General features: G+C 56.5%; 16 protein-coding genes and 1 tRNA gene. 7 read left to right on the top strand and 10 right to left on the bottom strand.

The features are described 5' to 3' along the window. Positions 1 to 8: 8 nt before the first annotated feature. Genes AC2FGB_RS02505 through AC2FGB_RS02495 form a run of 3 tightly spaced genes read right to left on the bottom strand, consistent with a single transcriptional unit; the run spans position 9 to position 2,329 of the window. Positions 9 to 1,070: a methyltetrahydrofolate cobalamin methyltransferase gene (locus AC2FGB_RS02505; protein WP_496693497.1), complete on the bottom strand. Its 1,062-nt coding sequence runs from the start codon at positions 1,068 to 1,070 to the stop codon at positions 9 to 11. A 9-nt stretch (positions 1,071 to 1,079) separates the two neighbouring features. Beyond that, positions 1,080 to 2,006 (bottom strand): methylenetetrahydrofolate reductase, encoded by a 927-nt coding sequence (locus tag AC2FGB_RS02500; RefSeq protein ID WP_496688221.1) that lies wholly within the window; start codon positions 2,004 to 2,006, stop codon positions 1,080 to 1,082. Between the two features lie 26 nt (positions 2,007 to 2,032). Then, on the bottom strand, positions 2,033 to 2,329 hold the full coding sequence (locus AC2FGB_RS02495; protein WP_142633696.1) for a virulence factor: 297 nt from the start codon (positions 2,327 to 2,329) through the stop codon (positions 2,033 to 2,035). Positions 2,330 to 2,570: 241 nt separating this feature from the next. Between AC2FGB_RS02495 and AC2FGB_RS02490 the strand changes: the two genes are divergently transcribed. Both AC2FGB_RS02490 and AC2FGB_RS02485 read left to right on the top strand, forming a co-directional pair. Next, positions 2,571 to 3,683: a Ppx/GppA phosphatase family protein gene (locus AC2FGB_RS02490; RefSeq protein WP_142633694.1), complete on the top strand. Its 1,113-nt coding sequence runs from the start codon at positions 2,571 to 2,573 to the stop codon at positions 3,681 to 3,683. After that, entirely contained in the window at positions 3,683 to 4,399 is a 717-nt protein-coding gene (locus AC2FGB_RS02485) for an RlmE family RNA methyltransferase (protein ID WP_142633692.1), read from the top strand. Before AC2FGB_RS02490 ends, AC2FGB_RS02485 begins: the two co-directional genes overlap by 1 nt. A 2-nt stretch (positions 4,400 to 4,401) precedes the next feature. On the opposite strand, the gene AC2FGB_RS02480 is transcribed toward AC2FGB_RS02485, so the two are convergent. Both AC2FGB_RS02480 and AC2FGB_RS02475 read right to left on the bottom strand, forming a co-directional pair. After that, complete coding sequence (locus AC2FGB_RS02480) at positions 4,402 to 4,587, bottom strand: hypothetical protein (protein ID WP_142633690.1); 186 nt, start codon at positions 4,585 to 4,587, stop codon at positions 4,402 to 4,404. Between the two features lie 121 nt (positions 4,588 to 4,708). Next, positions 4,709 to 5,572, bottom strand: coding sequence for a YihY/virulence factor BrkB family protein (locus tag AC2FGB_RS02475; RefSeq protein ID WP_142633688.1), 864 nt, complete (start codon positions 5,570 to 5,572; stop codon positions 4,709 to 4,711). Between the two features lie 147 nt (positions 5,573 to 5,719). Here AC2FGB_RS02475 and AC2FGB_RS02470 point away from each other — a divergent pair, with 147 nt between their 5' ends. Further along, positions 5,720 to 6,808 carry an AI-2E family transporter gene (locus tag AC2FGB_RS02470; protein WP_496691208.1) on the top strand — a complete coding sequence of 363 codons (1,089 nt, stop codon included), beginning with the start codon at positions 5,720 to 5,722 and terminating at the stop codon, positions 6,806 to 6,808. A gap of 59 nt (positions 6,809 to 6,867) precedes the next feature. Continuing rightward, complete coding sequence (cls, locus tag AC2FGB_RS02465) at positions 6,868 to 8,280, top strand: cardiolipin synthase (RefSeq protein WP_496693496.1); 1,413 nt, start codon at positions 6,868 to 6,870, stop codon at positions 8,278 to 8,280. Here cls and AC2FGB_RS02460 read toward each other — a convergent pair. Then, positions 8,277 to 8,711, bottom strand: coding sequence for an ion channel (locus tag AC2FGB_RS02460; RefSeq protein WP_142633682.1), 435 nt, complete (start codon positions 8,709 to 8,711; stop codon positions 8,277 to 8,279). The two genes, cls and AC2FGB_RS02460, sit on opposite strands and share 4 nt — an antisense overlap. 160 nt (positions 8,712 to 8,871) lie before the next feature. On the opposite strand from AC2FGB_RS02460, the gene AC2FGB_RS02455 reads away from it, so the two are divergent. Genes AC2FGB_RS02455 through AC2FGB_RS02445 form a run of 3 tightly spaced genes read left to right on the top strand, consistent with a single transcriptional unit; the run spans position 8,872 to position 12,960 of the window. Next, positions 8,872 to 9,519, top strand: coding sequence for an ABC transporter ATP-binding protein (locus AC2FGB_RS02455; RefSeq protein WP_496688157.1), 648 nt, complete (start codon positions 8,872 to 8,874; stop codon positions 9,517 to 9,519). Next, a complete protein-coding gene (locus AC2FGB_RS02450; protein WP_496693495.1) occupies positions 9,516 to 11,930 on the top strand; it encodes an ABC transporter permease in 2,415 nt (804 codons plus the stop codon). The genes AC2FGB_RS02455 and AC2FGB_RS02450 overlap by 4 nt, the downstream gene beginning before the upstream one ends. Next, entirely contained in the window at positions 11,920 to 12,960 is a 1,041-nt protein-coding gene (locus tag AC2FGB_RS02445; protein WP_496693494.1) for a lipocalin-like domain-containing protein, read from the top strand. Before AC2FGB_RS02450 ends, AC2FGB_RS02445 begins: the two co-directional genes overlap by 11 nt. A gap of 1 nt (position 12,961) precedes the next feature. Here AC2FGB_RS02445 and AC2FGB_RS02440 read toward each other — a convergent pair whose 3' ends face one another. From AC2FGB_RS02440 to AC2FGB_RS02425, 4 genes are all read right to left on the bottom strand, one after another. Then, the gene (locus AC2FGB_RS02440) at positions 12,962 to 13,393 is read right to left on the bottom strand and encodes a universal stress protein (RefSeq protein WP_142633674.1); all 432 of its coding nucleotides are present in this window, start codon (positions 13,391 to 13,393) and stop codon (positions 12,962 to 12,964) included. Continuing rightward, positions 13,390 to 15,999 carry a TRAP transporter permease gene (locus tag AC2FGB_RS02435; RefSeq protein ID WP_496693493.1) on the bottom strand — a complete coding sequence of 870 codons (2,610 nt, stop codon included), beginning with the start codon at positions 15,997 to 15,999 and terminating at the stop codon, positions 13,390 to 13,392. The genes AC2FGB_RS02440 and AC2FGB_RS02435 overlap by 4 nt, the downstream gene beginning before the upstream one ends. 101 nt (positions 16,000 to 16,100) lie before the next feature. Continuing rightward, on the bottom strand, positions 16,101 to 17,069 hold the full coding sequence (locus AC2FGB_RS02430; protein WP_281994583.1) for a TAXI family TRAP transporter solute-binding subunit: 969 nt from the start codon (positions 17,067 to 17,069) through the stop codon (positions 16,101 to 16,103). A gap of 398 nt (positions 17,070 to 17,467) precedes the next feature. Beyond that, positions 17,468 to 17,553 (bottom strand) — tRNA-Leu (locus tag AC2FGB_RS02425). Positions 17,554 to 17,569 lie beyond the last annotated feature (16 nt).

Here is a 17,569-nt window from a genome sequence, read left to right as displayed (position 1 = left end):
TATAACGTTTATGCGCGGCGACGACGGCCACCGCCGCGACGGCCACCTCCAGCCCCTTCAGCACCGGCTTCGCTGGGGGCTTTGTTGAATTTGATCCAAGCCCCGCCATGCGGATCGTTGTTGGTCAGCAAGTTGGCGGCGCGGATGGCCTCCATCTCTTTACCGGCGCGCGGCAAGGTCGAACCCAGGCCAAACAGCTGGCAGAAGGTCTCATCATCCATGTCCGCCGGCAGGATGATGCCCTTTGCTTCAACCTCAGCCTTCTTCTCGGCCAGCTTCTTGGGACCAACCGGCAAGGCAACGGGGTTCATGATCGCCGAGGTCATGCCGGCGCCCATCGCCATCGGCAGGAAGGCGTTGTTGATTCCATGGCGGTTTGGCAGACCGAAGGAGACATTGGAAGCCCCGCAAGTGGTGTTCACGCCCAGTTCCTCACGCAGGCGACGGACGAGCGCAAACACCTGCTGACCAGCGGTTGCCATCGCGCCGATGGGCATCACCAGCGGGTCAACGACGATGTCATGCGCCGGGATGCCGAAATCGGCGGCGCGCTGGACGATCTTCTTTGCAACTTCGAAGCGAACATCGGGATCTTCGGAAATACCGGTATCGTCGTTCGAGATCGCCACCACAGGGACATTGTATTTTTTGACCAGCGGCAAAACAAGTTCCAGACGATCTTCTTCGCCGGTGACCGAGTTCAGCAGCGGACGGCCCTCTGCCGCCTCAAGACCGGCCTCCAAAGCACCGGGAACCGAGGAATCGACGCACAGCGGAACATCCACCAGCCCCTGCACCATTTCGACGATCTTGCGCATCAGCGGCGGTTCGGTCTCGTTCGGGTTGGGGTTCGAGTTGTAGACAACGCCCGCGTTGATATCCAGAACGGTCGCGCCAGCGGCAACCTGCGCGAGGGCGTCCTTTTCAACGGTCGAAAAATCGCCTGCTTCCAGTTCCGCCGCCAGTTTCTTGCGGCCTGTCGGGTTGATCCGCTCACCGATCACGCAGAACGGTTCGTCAAAGCCCAGGACGGCGGTTTTTGTTTTTGATTCTACGACTGTACGGGTCATGTCCGATCCTTAGGAGGTTACAGGCTTTGCCGAAGCGCCGCCGTTGTTGATGGCCCAGTTGGCGTTGGTCTTGATGCCGCCAAGCGGGAAGAAGTGTACGTTTGTGATGTTGAAATCCGGGTTGGCCGCTTTGTGGTTGGCCAGCTCGGTGATCACATCCGTGGGCTCATAAGGCAGCAGCAGCTTGGACACGTCCAAGGCGCGCTTTTGCAGGACCTTCAGTGACGGGCCAACGCCGCAAGCGATGGCGAATTTGATCAGCGTTTGCAGCTTGGCCGGACCCGCGATCCCGATATGCACCGGAATGTCGATCCCCGCCTCTTTCAGGCTGTCGGCCCAGGCGATGATCGGCTTGGCGTCAAAGGCAAACTGAGTGGCCAGCGCCATTTCGGCATCTGTGGTCTCAGAGAACTTCTGTTTCCAGCGTAGCGCGTCATCGACATTCTTGGTCGAGCCGTCGGGATCGATGTCCTTGTTGCCCTCGGGGTGGCCAGCGACGTGCAGACGCTTGAAGCCCGCTTTGTCGAACAGGCCGGATTCCAGCAGCTGCATCGAGCTGTCGAAATCACCATGAGGATTCGCGACACCACCGGCCAGCAACAGCGCCTGATCCACACCTGCTTCACCCTGGTACATAGAAATCCAGTTTTCCAGCGTCGCCGTGTCTTTAATGATCCGCGCCGGGAAATGCGGCATAACAGGATAGCCGTCCGCCGCGATGCGCTTGGCGGTCTTGACCATGTCTTCGATCGGAGTGCCTTCGATATGGGCAATATAGACGCGTGTGCCTTCAGGCAACAAAGCGCGAAAATCCTCGACCTTCTCGGCGGTGCGCGGCATCACCTCAATCGAATAGCCCTGCAGGAAGGCTTCGACGGTTGGATTTACCGGACCGTTTTCGGCGGCATCACGTTTCTTGAAGTTCAGCAAAGCCATAGCGGCCTCCCATATAGATTTCGAGCTCATGCCCAACCGTCATTGGCGATCAGAGCCTTGATACGGTCCTGATCATATTCCGTTTCCAAACGCACAGCCTGCTGTTCGGCAATTTCGGACGGATCGCCCTCAACCGCGAAAGGCGCGGCCTTGCGCCATTCGGCCAGATAGGCATCGCTGTCCTTGGCGTTCACCTTCATGGCGGCGCGGTCAATGGCTTGCTCGAACCGTTCTTCCAACTGCCGTTTTGCGCCCCGGCGGCCCTTGCCGACGATGACTTGGGCGGGAATGTCGCGCCAGTATACGATGGTGACGTCAGGCATCTGCTTTGATTCCTCCTAACCAGATGGACCGGTTCTAAACTTCAATGTGGTCGCAGGTCGGTCGATTTTCGACACAAGGCGCATTTCAAACGACGTTTTCACCTACAACGGGATACACGGCTTGTAACGAATTGTTCCTGTAAACCTCACCTCAAAATTCTCATCACTTTAATGAGTATCTTGCACGAACCAAAAGGCCGACCTATGGTCGGGGTAACTCGTAAATCGGAGGGCGTTGAAGATGGCGCCCAAGCGTCCCAAAGGTGCGGGCGCGTTCCCGAAGGCGGTCGAAAGCCCCGCGCCGGCAAGACCCGATCCTGATGCGCTTTATGCCGCGCTGGATTTGGGAACAAATAGCTGTCGCATGTTAATTGCCCAGCCCAAGGGCAGCGGGTTTCATGTGGTGGACAGTTTCTCTAAATCCGTGCAGTTGGGCGCGGGCTTAGAGCGGACGGGGCGTTTGTCTCGGTCGTCGATGGCGCGCACCATTCAGGCGTTGCGCATTTGCCAGCAAAAGCTGAAACGCAACAAGGTCAAGCGCATGCGTCTAGTCGCAACCGAGGCTTGTCGCCGTGCAAAAAATTCACGTGAATTCATTCGCCAGGTAAAGGGTGAAACCGGGTTGACGCTTGAGATCATCCAGCCCGAGGAAGAAGCGCGTCTGGCCGTAATATCCTGTGCCCCGCTGGTGTCCACTAAGACAGAACAGTTGTTGGTTGTGGATATTGGCGGCGGTTCGACAGAGCTTGTCTGGATCGACATATCCTCGCTTCCGCGTCGGGATCGCCCGGCGGCGATTATGCGTCTGCATAATGGATTTCATACAACAGACAGCCCGTTTCCTGCAGCCAAGGTTGTGGATTGGATCAGTGTTCCCCTCGGCGTTGCGACGCTGCGCGATCAGTTCCATGATGTCGAAGATGATGCGGCGCGGTTTGCTTTGATGAGCTGGTTTTTCGAAGAAAACTTGGCCGATTTTGCGCCTTATAAGGATGAACAAGCCCGCGAAGGTTTTCAGATCGTCGGCACCAGTGGCACGGTTACGACAGTCGCAGCCTCACATCTGGGATTGAAGCGGTATGACCGGACCAAGGTAGACGGTTTGCGCATGACAAGCGATCAGATTGACAAAGTGATACGCGGGTATCTAGAACTCGGCCCACTGGGGCGGCGGAGAGATCCGCGTATCGGCGATGACCGCCAGGCCCTGATCATGTCCGGCTCGGCCATATTGCAGGCTTTGTTACGATGTTGGCCAACCGACCGTCTTTCAGTGGCGGACCGGGGGCTGCGCGAAGGCCTGCTTTATGCGCAGATGAGCGCGGACGGTGTATTGGAAGACGGACCGTTCTGATGGCGAAGACACCTACTGGCAAAAACAATTCGGGCCGCGGGCAGCGCGACCTGAAGGTTAAGGTCAAAACCGCCCGCGGGCGCAAAATCAGCTCGACCCGGTGGTTGGAACGTCAGCTGAATGACCCCTATGTCAAGCGCGCGCAGGTCGAAGGCTATCGTGGGCGTGCGGCTTTCAAGATATTGGAACTGGACGATAAATTTCGCTTCCTGGTTCCAGGTGCGCGCATCGTCGATCTGGGTTGCGCCCCAGGCGGCTGGCTGCAGGTTGCGGTCCAGCGCGTTAATGCATTGGGTGAGAAAAGCGGTAAGAAAATCGGCACTGTTCTGGGTGTCGACATACAAGAGGTCGAACCGGTGGCCGGGTCCGAGGTTCACCAGTTGGACTTTATGGAGGACGATGCCGACCAGAAGGTCAAAGACTGGTTGGGTGGCAAAGCTGACGTGGTGATGTCAGATATGGCTGCTGCGTCCTCGGGGCATAAACAAACCGACCATTTGCGGATCATGGCCTTGTGCGAAACCGCCGCCTATTTCGCCTTTGATGTGCTTGAACAGGGCGGCACATTTGTCGCCAAGGTTCTGGCCGGAGGAGCCGAAGGGGATCTGCAGAAGATTCTGAAACAGAAGTTTGACAAGGTAGCGCATGTTAAACCACCGGCATCCCGCGCCGACAGTTCGGAAAAATTCGTTGTGGCAACAGGATTTCGCGGCTGAAGTTAATCTGCGAAGTCAGCCAGAGAACGCGCAAGGCGCTGTTCACGCAGCGAAGATATTGCGTTTCCTTGCAACAACAATGCCTCACCGTGACTGATATCCGTCGCCGGTTTGGCCCGTAATTCTTCAATCCGCCGGGTCAGCGACGATGGATTTTGCGATTTCGCGCTTTCGGGCAGTTTGGTCATGAGGCCTCACCTTGATGCGTATGGGGTCACAGTCCCATGCAGTTTTGGTAAGAAAAGTGCCGATTTCATGACGCAAACCGGGCTTTGAATTGCTATTTTACAGCCCCAGCCACCCTGCCCTTCAGGTTTGTCCGTTACTTTGATCCTGCAAATCCATCAGCGCGCCGTTGAATTCAGCGCCCAGAATCAGGATGGCCGCGCATAGATACAGGAAAATCAACGCAGCCATCGCCCCCGCAAGACCAGCATAAGTAGCGCTGTACGAGGCGAACTGTCCGATATAGATCGAAAAGCCCCAACCGCCCATCGCCCACAGAGCGAGTGTCAGAACAACGCCCGGAAGGATCTGCCACAGCCGATGGCGGCGCGTCGGCAGCACAAGATGTGCAACGATAACCGTGCCCGCAGGAACCGCCACGGTAAAGGTCCAACGCAATCGATCCACAGACAACCAGTCTGATACGTTGACGTCAGTTTTTTCGGACACGAGGCGCGTGTAGACCGGCAAGACGACTTCGACGGCGGCGATGGCCAGAATGGCCGCCCCGCCAACAATCACCAATCCCAGGCACAGCAAGCGTGTCTTCCAGAATGGCCAGGCGTCATGATCATGATAGGCCTGATTCATGGCTGCCCGCACCGCAACTACGCCGTTTGAGGCAAAGAAAATGGCCAGCAAACCGCCCAGGGTGATTACCCCCGAACCTGATTCCGCCAGGACCGAGCGCAACTCTCCCACAATCGGGCCGGCGACATCTTTTGGCCAGGCGCCAAAGATCAGTTCGATCAGCTCGTCCGTGACATAATCCTGAGACAGCGTACCAGCCAGTGCTACAGTGAACAGAACAAACGGAAACAGGGCCAGCATCAGGGACATGGCAACGTGGCTGCTCATGACCATGCCGTTTTTGGCCCCAAATCGACCCAAGGCCAGCCAAAGGGCTCGAATTACTCTTCCAGTCAGGGGAATCAAACTTGTCGTCATCCGAAAACTCTACCCTGACTGTATTCGAACCAGAACCGGCAAAACCCGACTGGACGCAATTAACCAACTCCAAATGTTTGGTTGCATTGCATAATCCCTTTGTCCCGTGCAGGATCGAAACGGAACCTACACAAAGCCGGGCGAAAAATGCCAACCAGCGACCAGAACCCAAGCATACCGAACAGGTTGCGCCTTTCGGTTGTCCGCGACACCGCGATTGTCGTGTCACTGATCGTATTGGGGCTTTATGCGGGCTCGGCTTTTCTGATCCCGCTGACCATGGCCTTGCTGATCAACGTCCTGATCATCGCGCTGAGTGACCGGGTTATTGCGCTGACCAAGGCTCCGGTCTGGTTGGCTAACCTGGCTGGAGTGACCGTGGTTTTGGTCGGGTTGTTCATGATCATGTATATTCTGGGCAATCAGGCGACGCAGTTTGCACGCTCGATCAATACATACGAAAGCCAGTTCGACGAGGCCGTTAACCGCATAAACGACCTTGTGGGCAACGATATTACGGCCTTCATCCGGGACAATCTGGTCAACATTGATATGTCTTTCGTCGCCCGGATGTTGCTGGGCAGCGCGACGTCTTTGCTGAACCAGTTTTTCCTCATCAGCCTTTACGTTGCCTTCCTGATGGCCGAACGTCTGGCGTTCCGCAAAAAGATCCGTATGGCCGCCGGTGACCCTAAAACCGGTGCCGAGTTCGCTTTGGTTCTGGACGCGATTTCCTTTAGTCTGCAGCGTTATGTCGGAGTGAAGACCTTTATCAGCCTGATAACGGCTGGAATCAGCTATGTGGTCTTCAAAACCCTTGGTCTTGAGTATTCCGAGACATGGGCCGTGCTGACCTTTGCCCTGAATTTCATACCCTCGATTGGGTCGATTATTGCCGTTTTGTTTCCAGCGGCGATTGCGCTGGTCCAATTTGAAAGCATCGGGCCGTTTCTGATCATAGTTTTCGGCTGTGGCACGCTTCAGTTCATGATCGGTAATTTTCTGGACCCGGCCATGCTGGGCCGATCGCTGAACATGTCGACATTTCTCGTCATTCTGGCACTTATGTTCTGGACCACGGTCTGGGGTCTGATCGGAGCCTTCCTGAGCGTTCCGCTGACCGTCTGCATCCTGATCATCTTCAGCCATATACCCGCATTGCGCCCGATCGCAATTTTAATGTCCCTGAATGGTGAACTCGGCGACGAAGGGCCGCCATCGGGGAATACAGTCTGAACAGGCCAATCCCCAATGCAACTTGAAACACTAAGGAAAATGCCAGGATCGAATCCTCCATGCTGACACTCTTTGTTTCCCTCTTTGTCCTATGTTTGTACCTGACCGCCGCGGTCTTTTCGATACGCGCCGCTCAAACAGCGCGCACACCGCAGGGTGCCGTGGGATGGGTGGTCTTTTTGATCTCGGCGCCGATAGCTGGCGTACCGCTATACTTGTTTCTGGGACATCATCGTTTTCGCGGGTATCGCCTGGCCCGAAAGCACGCTGAGACTGTTGTCGAAGGGATAAAGAGCTTTGCGGATTTTTCGCGCCCAGATCCGGGCATGATTTCGATCAACCCACTCCCTTTCGAAGAGCTTGCGCATCTACCCATATCACGTGGCAACGGTGCAGATTTGCTTGTCGATGGGCAGGCAACCTTTGACGCTATCTTTCAGGCTATCGACGCGGCTCAGGACTATGTGCTTGTGCAATTCTACATCGTGCGTGATGACGGATTGGGGCGGCAACTGCAAAGCAAACTGATCGCCGCCGCAGAGCGCGGCGTGCAAGTTCGCTTTATGACCGACGCCGTGGGCAGTTATGGCTTACCGACAAGCTACATCACGTCGCTGCGCGCGGCGGGAATTCACGTTGCCGGTCAGCATGAAAAGCGTCATCCAGGACAGCGATTTCAGCTAAACTATCGCAATCACAGGAAAACGGTGATCATAGACGGTGAAATCGGCTTTATCGGCGGCCACAATGTCGGCGACGAATATCTCGGTCAGTCCGCAAAGTTCGGACATTGGCGGGACACACACATAAGGCTGACTGGACATATCGTGCGCCAACTACAACTGATCTTTACAGAGGACTGGTACTGGGCGCATCAAGAAGACCTGATAGATCAACTGGCCTGGGCGGGTCAGGAATCTGATCAGGACATGAACGCCCTTCTCGTCGCCACAGGTCCGGGGGACGAAACCGAAACCGGCGCCATGATGTTCTTTTCTGCAATCACGGAAGCAAAGGAACGATTGTGGATCGCATCCCCCTATTTCGTTCCTGATATCGACATCATGACCGCACTACGCCACGCTGCAATGCGCGGGGTAGATGTTCGCATTCTGGTTCCCGACGTGATTGATCACCGCTTGCCTTGGCTGGCGGCCTTTGCCTATTTCGACGAGATCAGGGAATGCGGCGCACGGGTCTACCGGTACACTGATGGGTTCATGCATCAAAAAGTATTTCTGGTGGACGACACTCTAACCGCTGTTGGCACAACCAATCTGGACAATCGCTCTTTCCGCCTGAATTTTGAGGCGATGGCCCTGTTCTTTGACAAGGACGCGGCCCATGCAGTTCACGACATGCTGCTAATGGACTTTGAATCCAGCTATGAGCTGGTCAAAACCTTACCCGAACAACCGGCCTATATTCGGTTCGGCTCGCCTCTGGCGCGGTTGTTCGCACCAATCCTTTAAAGGATCGACTCTTCCTGCAGCACCCGCGACATGACCGCGACCAAAAAGGCTGTGGACAGCCCAAATGCCAAAAGCCCGGTGACCGACGCAAATGCACCAAAGATGCGCAGCCCCTCTCCTAACACAATGTCGCCGTAACCCAGCGTAGTGAACGTCACCAAGGAAAAATACAGCGCCGAATTCCAGTCCGCCAGAACATCCCCAAAGACCCAGACAATCGCCCAAAGCCAGACCTGAAAGGTATGGATCATCACGATAAAAATCAGTGCGATACAGAGCGGACTGGCGATTGTGACAAACCTTTTGCTTTTTTCCAGTTTGATCGACATCACGCGGATGATCTGCATGCACCAGGTCAGCAGGGCAATTTCGATCAAAAAGCAGATACCCAAATAAACGCTTCCCCAGATAATCTGCTCGGATAAGGTCACCGGCGCCCATCCCCTCTGTTTTTAAGTCTCGTCACAATCGCTTCAATTGCAGGATTGGGCAACCCTGCGTCTGCGACGAATGGAAACGATAGCGCCATTGAACTGGACACCGCTTCGGTCGGCTGCAAATTGTGAGTGGCAGAATACAGGGCGCCTATGAATGCTGCTTAAAATAACTGATGTCCATAAATCATATGCAAACGGTCGACCGATTTTGAACGGAGTATCTCTGTCGTTGGACCATGGCCAAACGCTTGCCCTAACCGGGGAAAGTGGCAGTGGCAAAAGCACGCTTCTAAATCTCGCAGGTGCGCTGGACATATTCGATGCGGGCGAAATCTCACTGGGCGGAACCAACCTGTCCAAACTAGACGATACCGGGCGCGCAGCCCTTCGGCGCGAGCGTGTGGCCCTGGTATTCCAACAGTTCAATCTGATCCCGTCGTTGACGGTCGGCCAAAACCTGTCCTTCCATGCCCGGCTTGCCAGTAAACATGATCCGGACTGGTGCGATCATCTTGCTGACAAACTGGGATTGCGGGACCTGCTGGACCGCTTTCCCGAGAACCTGTCAGGCGGCCAGCAGCAACGCGTTGCCATCGGACGCGCCCTTGCGCCGCGCCCCAGTCTTTTGCTCGCGGATGAACCAACAGGAAATCTGGATGAGGTCGCAAGTACCAATGTATTGGATTTGATGCTTGCGCTGGTCGCCGAAACCAGCGCAGCCCTGCTTTTGGTGACACATTCGCAGGACATAGCAGCCCGTCTGGACCAACAGGTCCGCCTGTCCGGCGGCCTTATCTCGTGACTTTGGCCATCATACAGGCGTTGGTGTCGCACTGGCGTGCCCATTGGCTTCAGCTGTTAACCTTGTTGACCGGCATTGCGCTTGCGACCGGGCTGTGGTCGGCAGTTCAAGCCATAAATTCCGAGGCGCGGGCAAGCTATCAACGGGCCAATGATCAACTCTCATTTGGTCAATACGATGAATTGCACGCCACCTCGGGGAATTTGACGATCGACCATTATGTCAGCTTGCGTCGGGCTGGCTGGCAGATCGCCGCGGTGCTTGAGGGGCGTTGGCGCCATAGCGGTCACAATCTGCAGGTCATGGGGGTCGACATGGTCGCCTTTCCACCCCTGCCCGCCCTCAGCCGTCTGGAACAAAGCGATACGCCGCCTGATCCCGCAGACATGCTGACCGCGCCCGGCAGGATACTGGTCGCGCCGGAACTGGCCCAGATTCTGCAGCAGGCCAGCAACCTGCCCCCGATCCTGTCCAGCGACGCGCTGCCACCGGATCTGGTCTTTACCGATATTGGCGTTGCCGAACAGCTGCTTGACAAAAAGGGGCAGATTTCACGTCTGGTCGTCTTGCCAGAGCAGCCCCGAGCGATCCCATCGCTTGAGCAGATCGCCCCCGATCTGACACGCGTTGCAGCCTCGACCAGATTGGACACGGCGCAACTGACAGAGAGCTTCCACCTCAACCTGTCTGCCTTTGCTCTTTTGTCCTTTGCCGTCGGGCTGTTCATCGTCCATGGCACCGTCGGGCTGGCCTTTGCACAGCGCCGAGCAATTATCAGAACAATACGTGCGCTGGGCGTTCCGATGCGTCAGATCGTATGGATCATTCTGGCCGAGCTTTCGCTGCTGGCCCTGATTGGAGGGGGCGCCGGTCTGGTACTGGGTTTCCTGCTGGCCGGGGCCTTGCTGCCCGACGTGGCATCGACCCTACGCGGGTTGTATGGTGCACCAGTTGAAGGTCAGCTTTCGCTTCAACTGCACTGGGTTCTCGCGGGCTTGGCCATGGCCCTGTTCGGAACGCTATTGGCCAGCTCTCAGGCTTTGTTCCGATTGGCTCGGCTGCCGCTGTTATCCAGCCCGGGTCCGCAGGCCTGGCGGGGGGATGACACTGCAACCAAAAGATTGGCTCTGATCGGAGTATTCCTGATTGGGTTGGGGATCGTTTCAATCTTTGTGGCCGACGGTTTGGTCGCAGGGTTCGTGCTGGTTGCCGGAATCCTGACGGGTTCTGCGTTGATTTTACCGTTTCTCTTGCTGATCGCAGTAACCGGACTTCAGAAGCTACAGAACGGCCCGGTCAGACAATGGGTATTCGCCGACATGCAGGCGCAACTGCCCGGTCTCTCTTTGGCCCTGATGGCATTGATGTTGGCATTGGCCGCAAATATCGGCGTTGGAACCATGGTGTCGAGTTTCCGGCTGACATTTACTGGGTGGCTTGACCAACGACTGACATCAGAACTGTATATAACCGCAGCCGACGAACAACAGGCGCAGGACATCAAGAAATGGCTGCTGCCTCAGGTCGACGCCGTTTTGCCGATCCGCAGCGTCGAGCTGGCGCACGGAAGCGGCCCCTTGTTTCTTTACGGAGTGGTGAACAATCCGGTTTATCAAGAAAACTGGCCGCTGATCGCCTCAGTGCCCGGAGTATGGGATCAGGTGATGTCCGGAACCGCCGTTCTGATCAACGAACAGCTTGCGCGCAGATCCAATTTGTGGCCCGGAGATCAAATCACGCTCCGCCCGGGTCACAAGCTGGTCATTGCAGGGGTCTATTCTGATTATGGCAATCCAACCGGACAAGCCATCGTGTCGATGGAGCTTTTGGAAGATATCGCACCCAATACCGAGGAACGGCGATATGGCGTTCGCATGCCCCCTGATCAGGCCAGCGATGTTGCCGAAAGGCTTCGGGCGGAATTTGACCTTCCTCCGCAGGCAGTCGTTCATCAAGCGGACATGAAGGCCCGATCCACGGAAATCTTCGAGGACACATTTGTGGTGACCTCTGCGCTGAATATCCTGACGCTTGGGGTTGCTGGATTTGCAATCCTGACCAGCCTGCTGACGCTTTGGACACAACGGTTGCCTCAGATCGCACCGGTCTGGGCGCTTGGCCTGACGCGGGCGCAACTGGCGCGGTTTGAACTGACGCAGAGCGTGCTTTTGGCCTCTCTGACCGCCGCGCTGGCCTTGCCGCTTGGGTTAGTTCTGGCCTGGACGTTGCTGACGGTCATCAATGTCGAGGCGTTTGGCTGGCGGTTACCAATGTACCTATTCCCAAGCGACTGGTTCTATCTATTTCTTCTGACCTTACTGGCCGCTGTTATCGCCGCTGCGGTTCCAGCCCTTCGGTTGCTGCGCATCCTGCCTGCCGAGTTGTTAAGAGTGTTTGCCAATGAACGCTAAAGCCTGGTTCCTAATTCTGGCCCTGCTATTGCCCGCCCAACTTCGGGCGCAGGGCTTTGCCGGTCTTGGAGGTGAGGCCGACGGGTTCGACGTCCCCCTGCTTGGGTATCAGTTGAGCTTTCCACAGGATCACGGTCCCCATCCCACTTTCAAGATCGAATGGTGGTATCTGACCGCAAACCTGAAAGGAGAAGACGGGCGCGATTACGGTGTGCAATGGACGTTGTTCCGCTCGGCGCTGAAACCCTATGAAGAGCAATCCTGGCAAAGTCCGCAGTTGTGGTTGGGCCATGCCGCCTTGACCACCCCTGATGCCCATTACTTTGCTGAACGCCTGTCGCGGGGCGGTATCGGTCAGGCCGGGGTAACTGCCACCCCATTCGACGCCTGGATCGACGAATGGTACATGCGCGGACCCGACTTTAATGCGCTGAAGATTAGGGCCAACGGTTCTGAGTTCGGATACGATCTGTCAATGCGCGCAACGGGGCCTTTGGTCTTTCACGGGGATGCCGGGTATTCGGTCAAGTCTACGCAGGGGCAGGCAAGTCATTACTATTCACAGCCGTTTTTCGACCTGACAGGCACAGTGCATCTGCCGGATGGGGATGTTGCGGTATCCGGACAGGGTTGGCTGGATCGGGAATGGTCCTCGCAGCCCTTGGCCGAGGATCAAAGCGGATGGGATTGGTTCTCGCTCAGCTTTGAAGGCGGCGACAAGCTGATGGCCTTTCGCCTGCGCGGAGAGGCTGAGGATTTCACCTCTGCAACGTGGATCGGCAAGGATGGCGAAACCACCGCGCTTGCCGATGGCTCTGTTTCTTTTGAACCGCTTCAGACAGCTCATGTCGCTGACCGGGATATCCCGATTGAATGGCGTGTTACACTCCCCGCCCGCGGGGTGGATATTGTCGTCAGCGCCCTGACACCCAAAGCCTGGATGGCAACCCGCTTTGCCTATTGGGAGGGGCCCGTTACGGTCTCAGGCAGCCATTCAGGCCGTGGCTATCTTGAAATGACCGGGTATTAGATCATCGCACCACGTAGACCGAGACTGTCGAATGCCGCACGACGCGCGCAGCATTCGGACCCAGCAGGTAATCCTTGAAGTCCGGCTTATGCGCCCCAATGACGATCAGGTCAGATCCGGCGCTTTCTGCGGTTCTCAGGATCTCCTGATAGGCCGTGCCCGTGGCCACCACATGGCGGATCTTTTCATTGCGCTCACTGCCCAATGTTGATGCGCACAGCTCGGTCAGTTGTTTCTGCGCCTCAGCCAATGCCTTTTCATGGAAATCCGCCTGGAAAAAGCCGGACACCCAGCTTTCTCCAAAATCGGGCAGAACACTGACCACATCCAGCTGCGCCCCCTCCAAATCGGCCAATGCAGCGGCCTTTTGAAGGACCGGGCCATCAATTTTGCCATTGCTGATATCAACAGCACACAGAACAGAACGTGTCATGCGGGCACCCCTTGTCTGGCGGCACGGCCGCGTTGCAGGAAGGCGATCAGACCCAACAGGATCATCGCCGGGATATAGACCAGTTGCTTGGGTGGCTGGCTTGACGGCAGGCTGACCGAGGTCAGGCGCACGGCCTCATCCCCGTAATAGTCGAAGATGCTCAGATCATCTGCAACAGGCACGCCGAACAGCGGCTCTTCCAGTTTGATCAGACCGTCCTCTTCGATCAGCAGTAGACCCATCGCATCAACCCGTGCAGGACCGCCGTCTTCGTCACCGACAGAGACGACAACCGTGGTATCCACCATCTCAAGCGTGTCGAAATCCGGGCCGCTGATGACCAGACGCACCTCGGTTCCGGGCGGTGTTTCCCCGATCGTTTCGGTGAATGCAGCCGGTTCAACGGTCTGATATGGGGGTGAAATCCTGTCCATAAAGTAATCCGGACGGAATAGTGCGAAAGCAACCGCGACCAAGGCAACGCTTTCATAGATCCGGCTGCGGGTCAGGAAGTAGCCCATCGTGCCCGCCGTAAAGACAAGGATCGCTATCGTCGCAAATATCGCAACGATTATCCCTTCGACCCAGGTCACATCAATCAACAGAAGGTCTGTGTTGAAGATGAAGACAAACGGCAACGCGACCGTGCGCAGGCTATAGAAGAAGGCGATGAATCCGGTCTTGATCGCATCGCCCCCCGATACAGCCGCAGCCGCGAAACTGGCCAGCCCCACGGGCGGTGTCACATCCGCCATGATGCCAAAGTAGAAGACGAACAGATGCACCGCGATCAGCGGCACAATCAGCCCGCTCTGCGCGCCCAGCTCCACGACCACACCGGCCATCAAAGAACTGACGACGATATAGTTCGCAGTGGTCGGCAGGCCCATGCCCAGGATCAGGCTGAGGATACCGACCATGATCAGCATCAGGATCAGATTGCCACCCGACAGGAACTCGACCAGATCGGCCATCACCTGGCCCACACCGGTCAGGGTCACGGTACCAACGATCACACCCGCCGTGGCCGTCGCCAGCGCGATACCGATCATGTTGCGCGCGCCGTCGATCATGCCCTGCCACAGATCCGCGACACCGTCGATGAACGCGTTGTAGAGGTTGCTTTGCCCCCGGAACATCGCCTTCAGCGGTTTCTGCGTCAGCAGGATCACAAACAGCAAGGACGTGGCCCAAAAGGCCGAAAGACCGGGCGATTTCTGTTCAATCATCAGGAAATAGACCAGCACGATGATCGGCAGAAGGTAGTGCAGGCCCGCCTTGTAGATCTCGCTAATGACCGGCAGCGTCACCTCTTTGGCATTCGGGTCATCGGGTTCCAGATCGGGCACCTGTGCGGCCAGGTACAGCAGCGCCACGTAAATTGCGCAGATGATCAGGCTGAGGACCAGACCGGCCGAGTTCGGCATCCAATTTGTCACTGCTTCCACAGGGAATTGAGAGCCATAGCAGAGCCCAGCAAAGACAATGAAGAACGAGAACATACCAACCACGGTACGTGCCAGTTTCACTTCGCGGTCGCCCAACGTAGGCATGTTCCGCTTTACGGCTTCGAGATGCACGATATAGACCAAAGCAATGTACGAGATCGCCGCTGGCAGGAAGGCGTGGGTGATCACCTCGACATAGGAAATTCCCACATATTCTACCATCAAGAAGGCTGCAGCGCCCATGACGGGTGGCATGATCTGCCCGTTCACCGAAGAGGCAACCTCGACCGAACCTGCCTGTTCGCTGCTGAACCCAACGCGTTTCATCAATGGAATGGTGAAGGTACCAGTGGTCACAACGTTTGCGATGGACGAGCCCGAGATCAGGCCGGTCGCAGCTGAGCCCACAACCGCCGCCTTGGCGGGGCCGCCGCGCAGGTGACCCAGCGCGCCAAAGGCCATCTTGATGAAATAGTTCCCTGCCCCGGCCTTATCCAGCAAGGCGCCAAACAGAACGAACAGGAATACAAACTTGGTCGAAACACCCAAGGCGATTCCGAACACGCCCTCGGAGGTGATCCACATATGGCTCATCGCCTTTTTCAGGCTGGCGCCCTTCCAGCGGATGACTTCGGGCACCCATTCGGATGATCCAAAGAAGACATAGGCCAAAAAGATCGTCGCAATAATCGCCATCGCCGGGCCAAGCGCGCGGCGCGCGGCCTCGAACAACAGTAATAGCCCACCCAGGGCGATCCATTTGTCTGTATCGTCTGCCAGCCCTCCGGCATCAACGATCTTGGTGTAGAAGAAATATCCGTACAGCGCCACAAACGCGCCCAGCAGCCCCATGATCCAATCCTGCACAGGGATATAATCCCGTGGGCTGGATTTCAGCGCCGGATAGGCTGCAAAGGCCAGAAACATCGCAAAGGCCAGGTGAAACTGACGCGAATTGTTAACCACGCTGCCGGGCAACACATAGTTCGCCAGGGGCGAAGCAAGTACGACCTGAAAGATCGACCAGATCGCCGCCACGATCGCAAGGAAAACGCCTACATTCCCAACCGGATTACGCCCTCCGGCATCTGAAGATGCGACCAGATCCTGTAGTTCTTCTTCGGATAGCGGGCGGTTCGATTGTGTCTCGGAACTCATGAAAATGTCTCCCCGTCGTGGCCATTTGCGGCCTTCTGAATCACCCGCTTGATACGGGTTTTGTGCGGGGCGCCCGACGGGCACCCCGCGTCAGGTCTGGCTTATTGAATCCAGCCTTTTTCTTTATAGTACTTCTCGGCACCCGGATGCAGCGGAGCCGACAAGCCGTCCGCGATCATCTCTTCGGGCTTGAGGTTGGCAAATGCCGGGTGAAGCTTTTTGAAGTCATCGAAGTTCTCGAAAACCGAGCTGACAACCGCATAAACCGCATCATCCGACACATCCGCCGAAGTCACGAAGGTCGCGCCAACGCCGAATGTCGCGGTCTCACCATCCGACCCGCGGTACATGCCGCCGGGAATGGTAGCAGTACGGTAGAACGAGTTGTCGTTGACCAGCTTGTCCACGGCCTCGCCGCTGACATTGACCAGAACCGAGTCGCAAGCCGTGGTGGCTTCTTGAATCGAGCCCGAGGGGTGACCCACGGTATAGACCATTGCGTCAATCTGGTTGTCGCAAAGCGCCGCAGACTGTTCCGCCGCCTTCAACTCGGTCGCCAGTTCGAAATCGTCAGTGGACCAGCCCATTTCGCCCAGCAGAACCTCCATGGTGCCACGCTGACCGGATCCGGGGTTACCGATATTTACGCGCTTGCCTTTCAGGTCTTCGAAATTGGTCACACCGGAATCGGCACGGGCCACAACGGTAAACGGTTCGGGGTGAACCGAGAAGACGGCGCGCAGGTTTTCAAACGGGCCTGCCTCTTCGAATTTCGAGCTGCCGTTATAGGCATGGTACTGCCAGTCGGACTGCGCAACACCAAACTCCAGCTCGCCTTCGCGAATGGTGTTGATGTTGTACACAGAACCGCCGGTCGATTCGACCGAGCAGCGCACACCATGTTCCTTACGCCCTTTGTTGACCAGACGACAGATTGCACCGCCAGTTGGGTAATACACCCCGGTCACGCCACCTGTGCCGATCGTGATAAACTCTTCGGCATAGGCCGCAGGCGCCATCAGAGCCGCCGTGACAACCGCGCCGAGGCTAAGCTTGCTGCTGTTTTTCATAAGTGAACTCCCATTATTTTTCTGGTGGGAGACACATCAAAGCGCCGGATAAATGGCCCTGCGATATGCAATAACGCCCGCTATGCAGCAGGCATATCTTTGATTTTTCAGAATCTCCCAACCCGTAAGAGGTTTCATTCTGAGCATTAGCTTGTCAAGGCCAGCAGGTCACCAAAGCAGGCGTATCCTCAGATTTGACAAGCCCCCCTGAATTTTCCCCGCCTTTGACGCTTTTCTTGCGCATCTTCCCCGCAGTGACCGCAAACAAATCCAATTATGCGCTTTTGACATCGGGAACTCTGACCAAAACGCGAACGTGTGAGTTGGGAATGCGAGCAATTAGAACTACCGGAAAGAAAAAACAGAAGGCAGGTTCCCCTAACCCTCTGTTTTTACTTTGGTACCCAAGGCCGGACTCGAACCGGCACGGTATCACTACCGGGGGATTTTGAATCCCCTGCGTCTACCATTCCGCCACTTGGGCCACGGACACTGAATTA

The organism is Ruegeria sp. CDSC021 (genome assembly GCF_059610845.1).
This window is presented reverse-complemented; position numbering and strand designations above follow the sequence as displayed.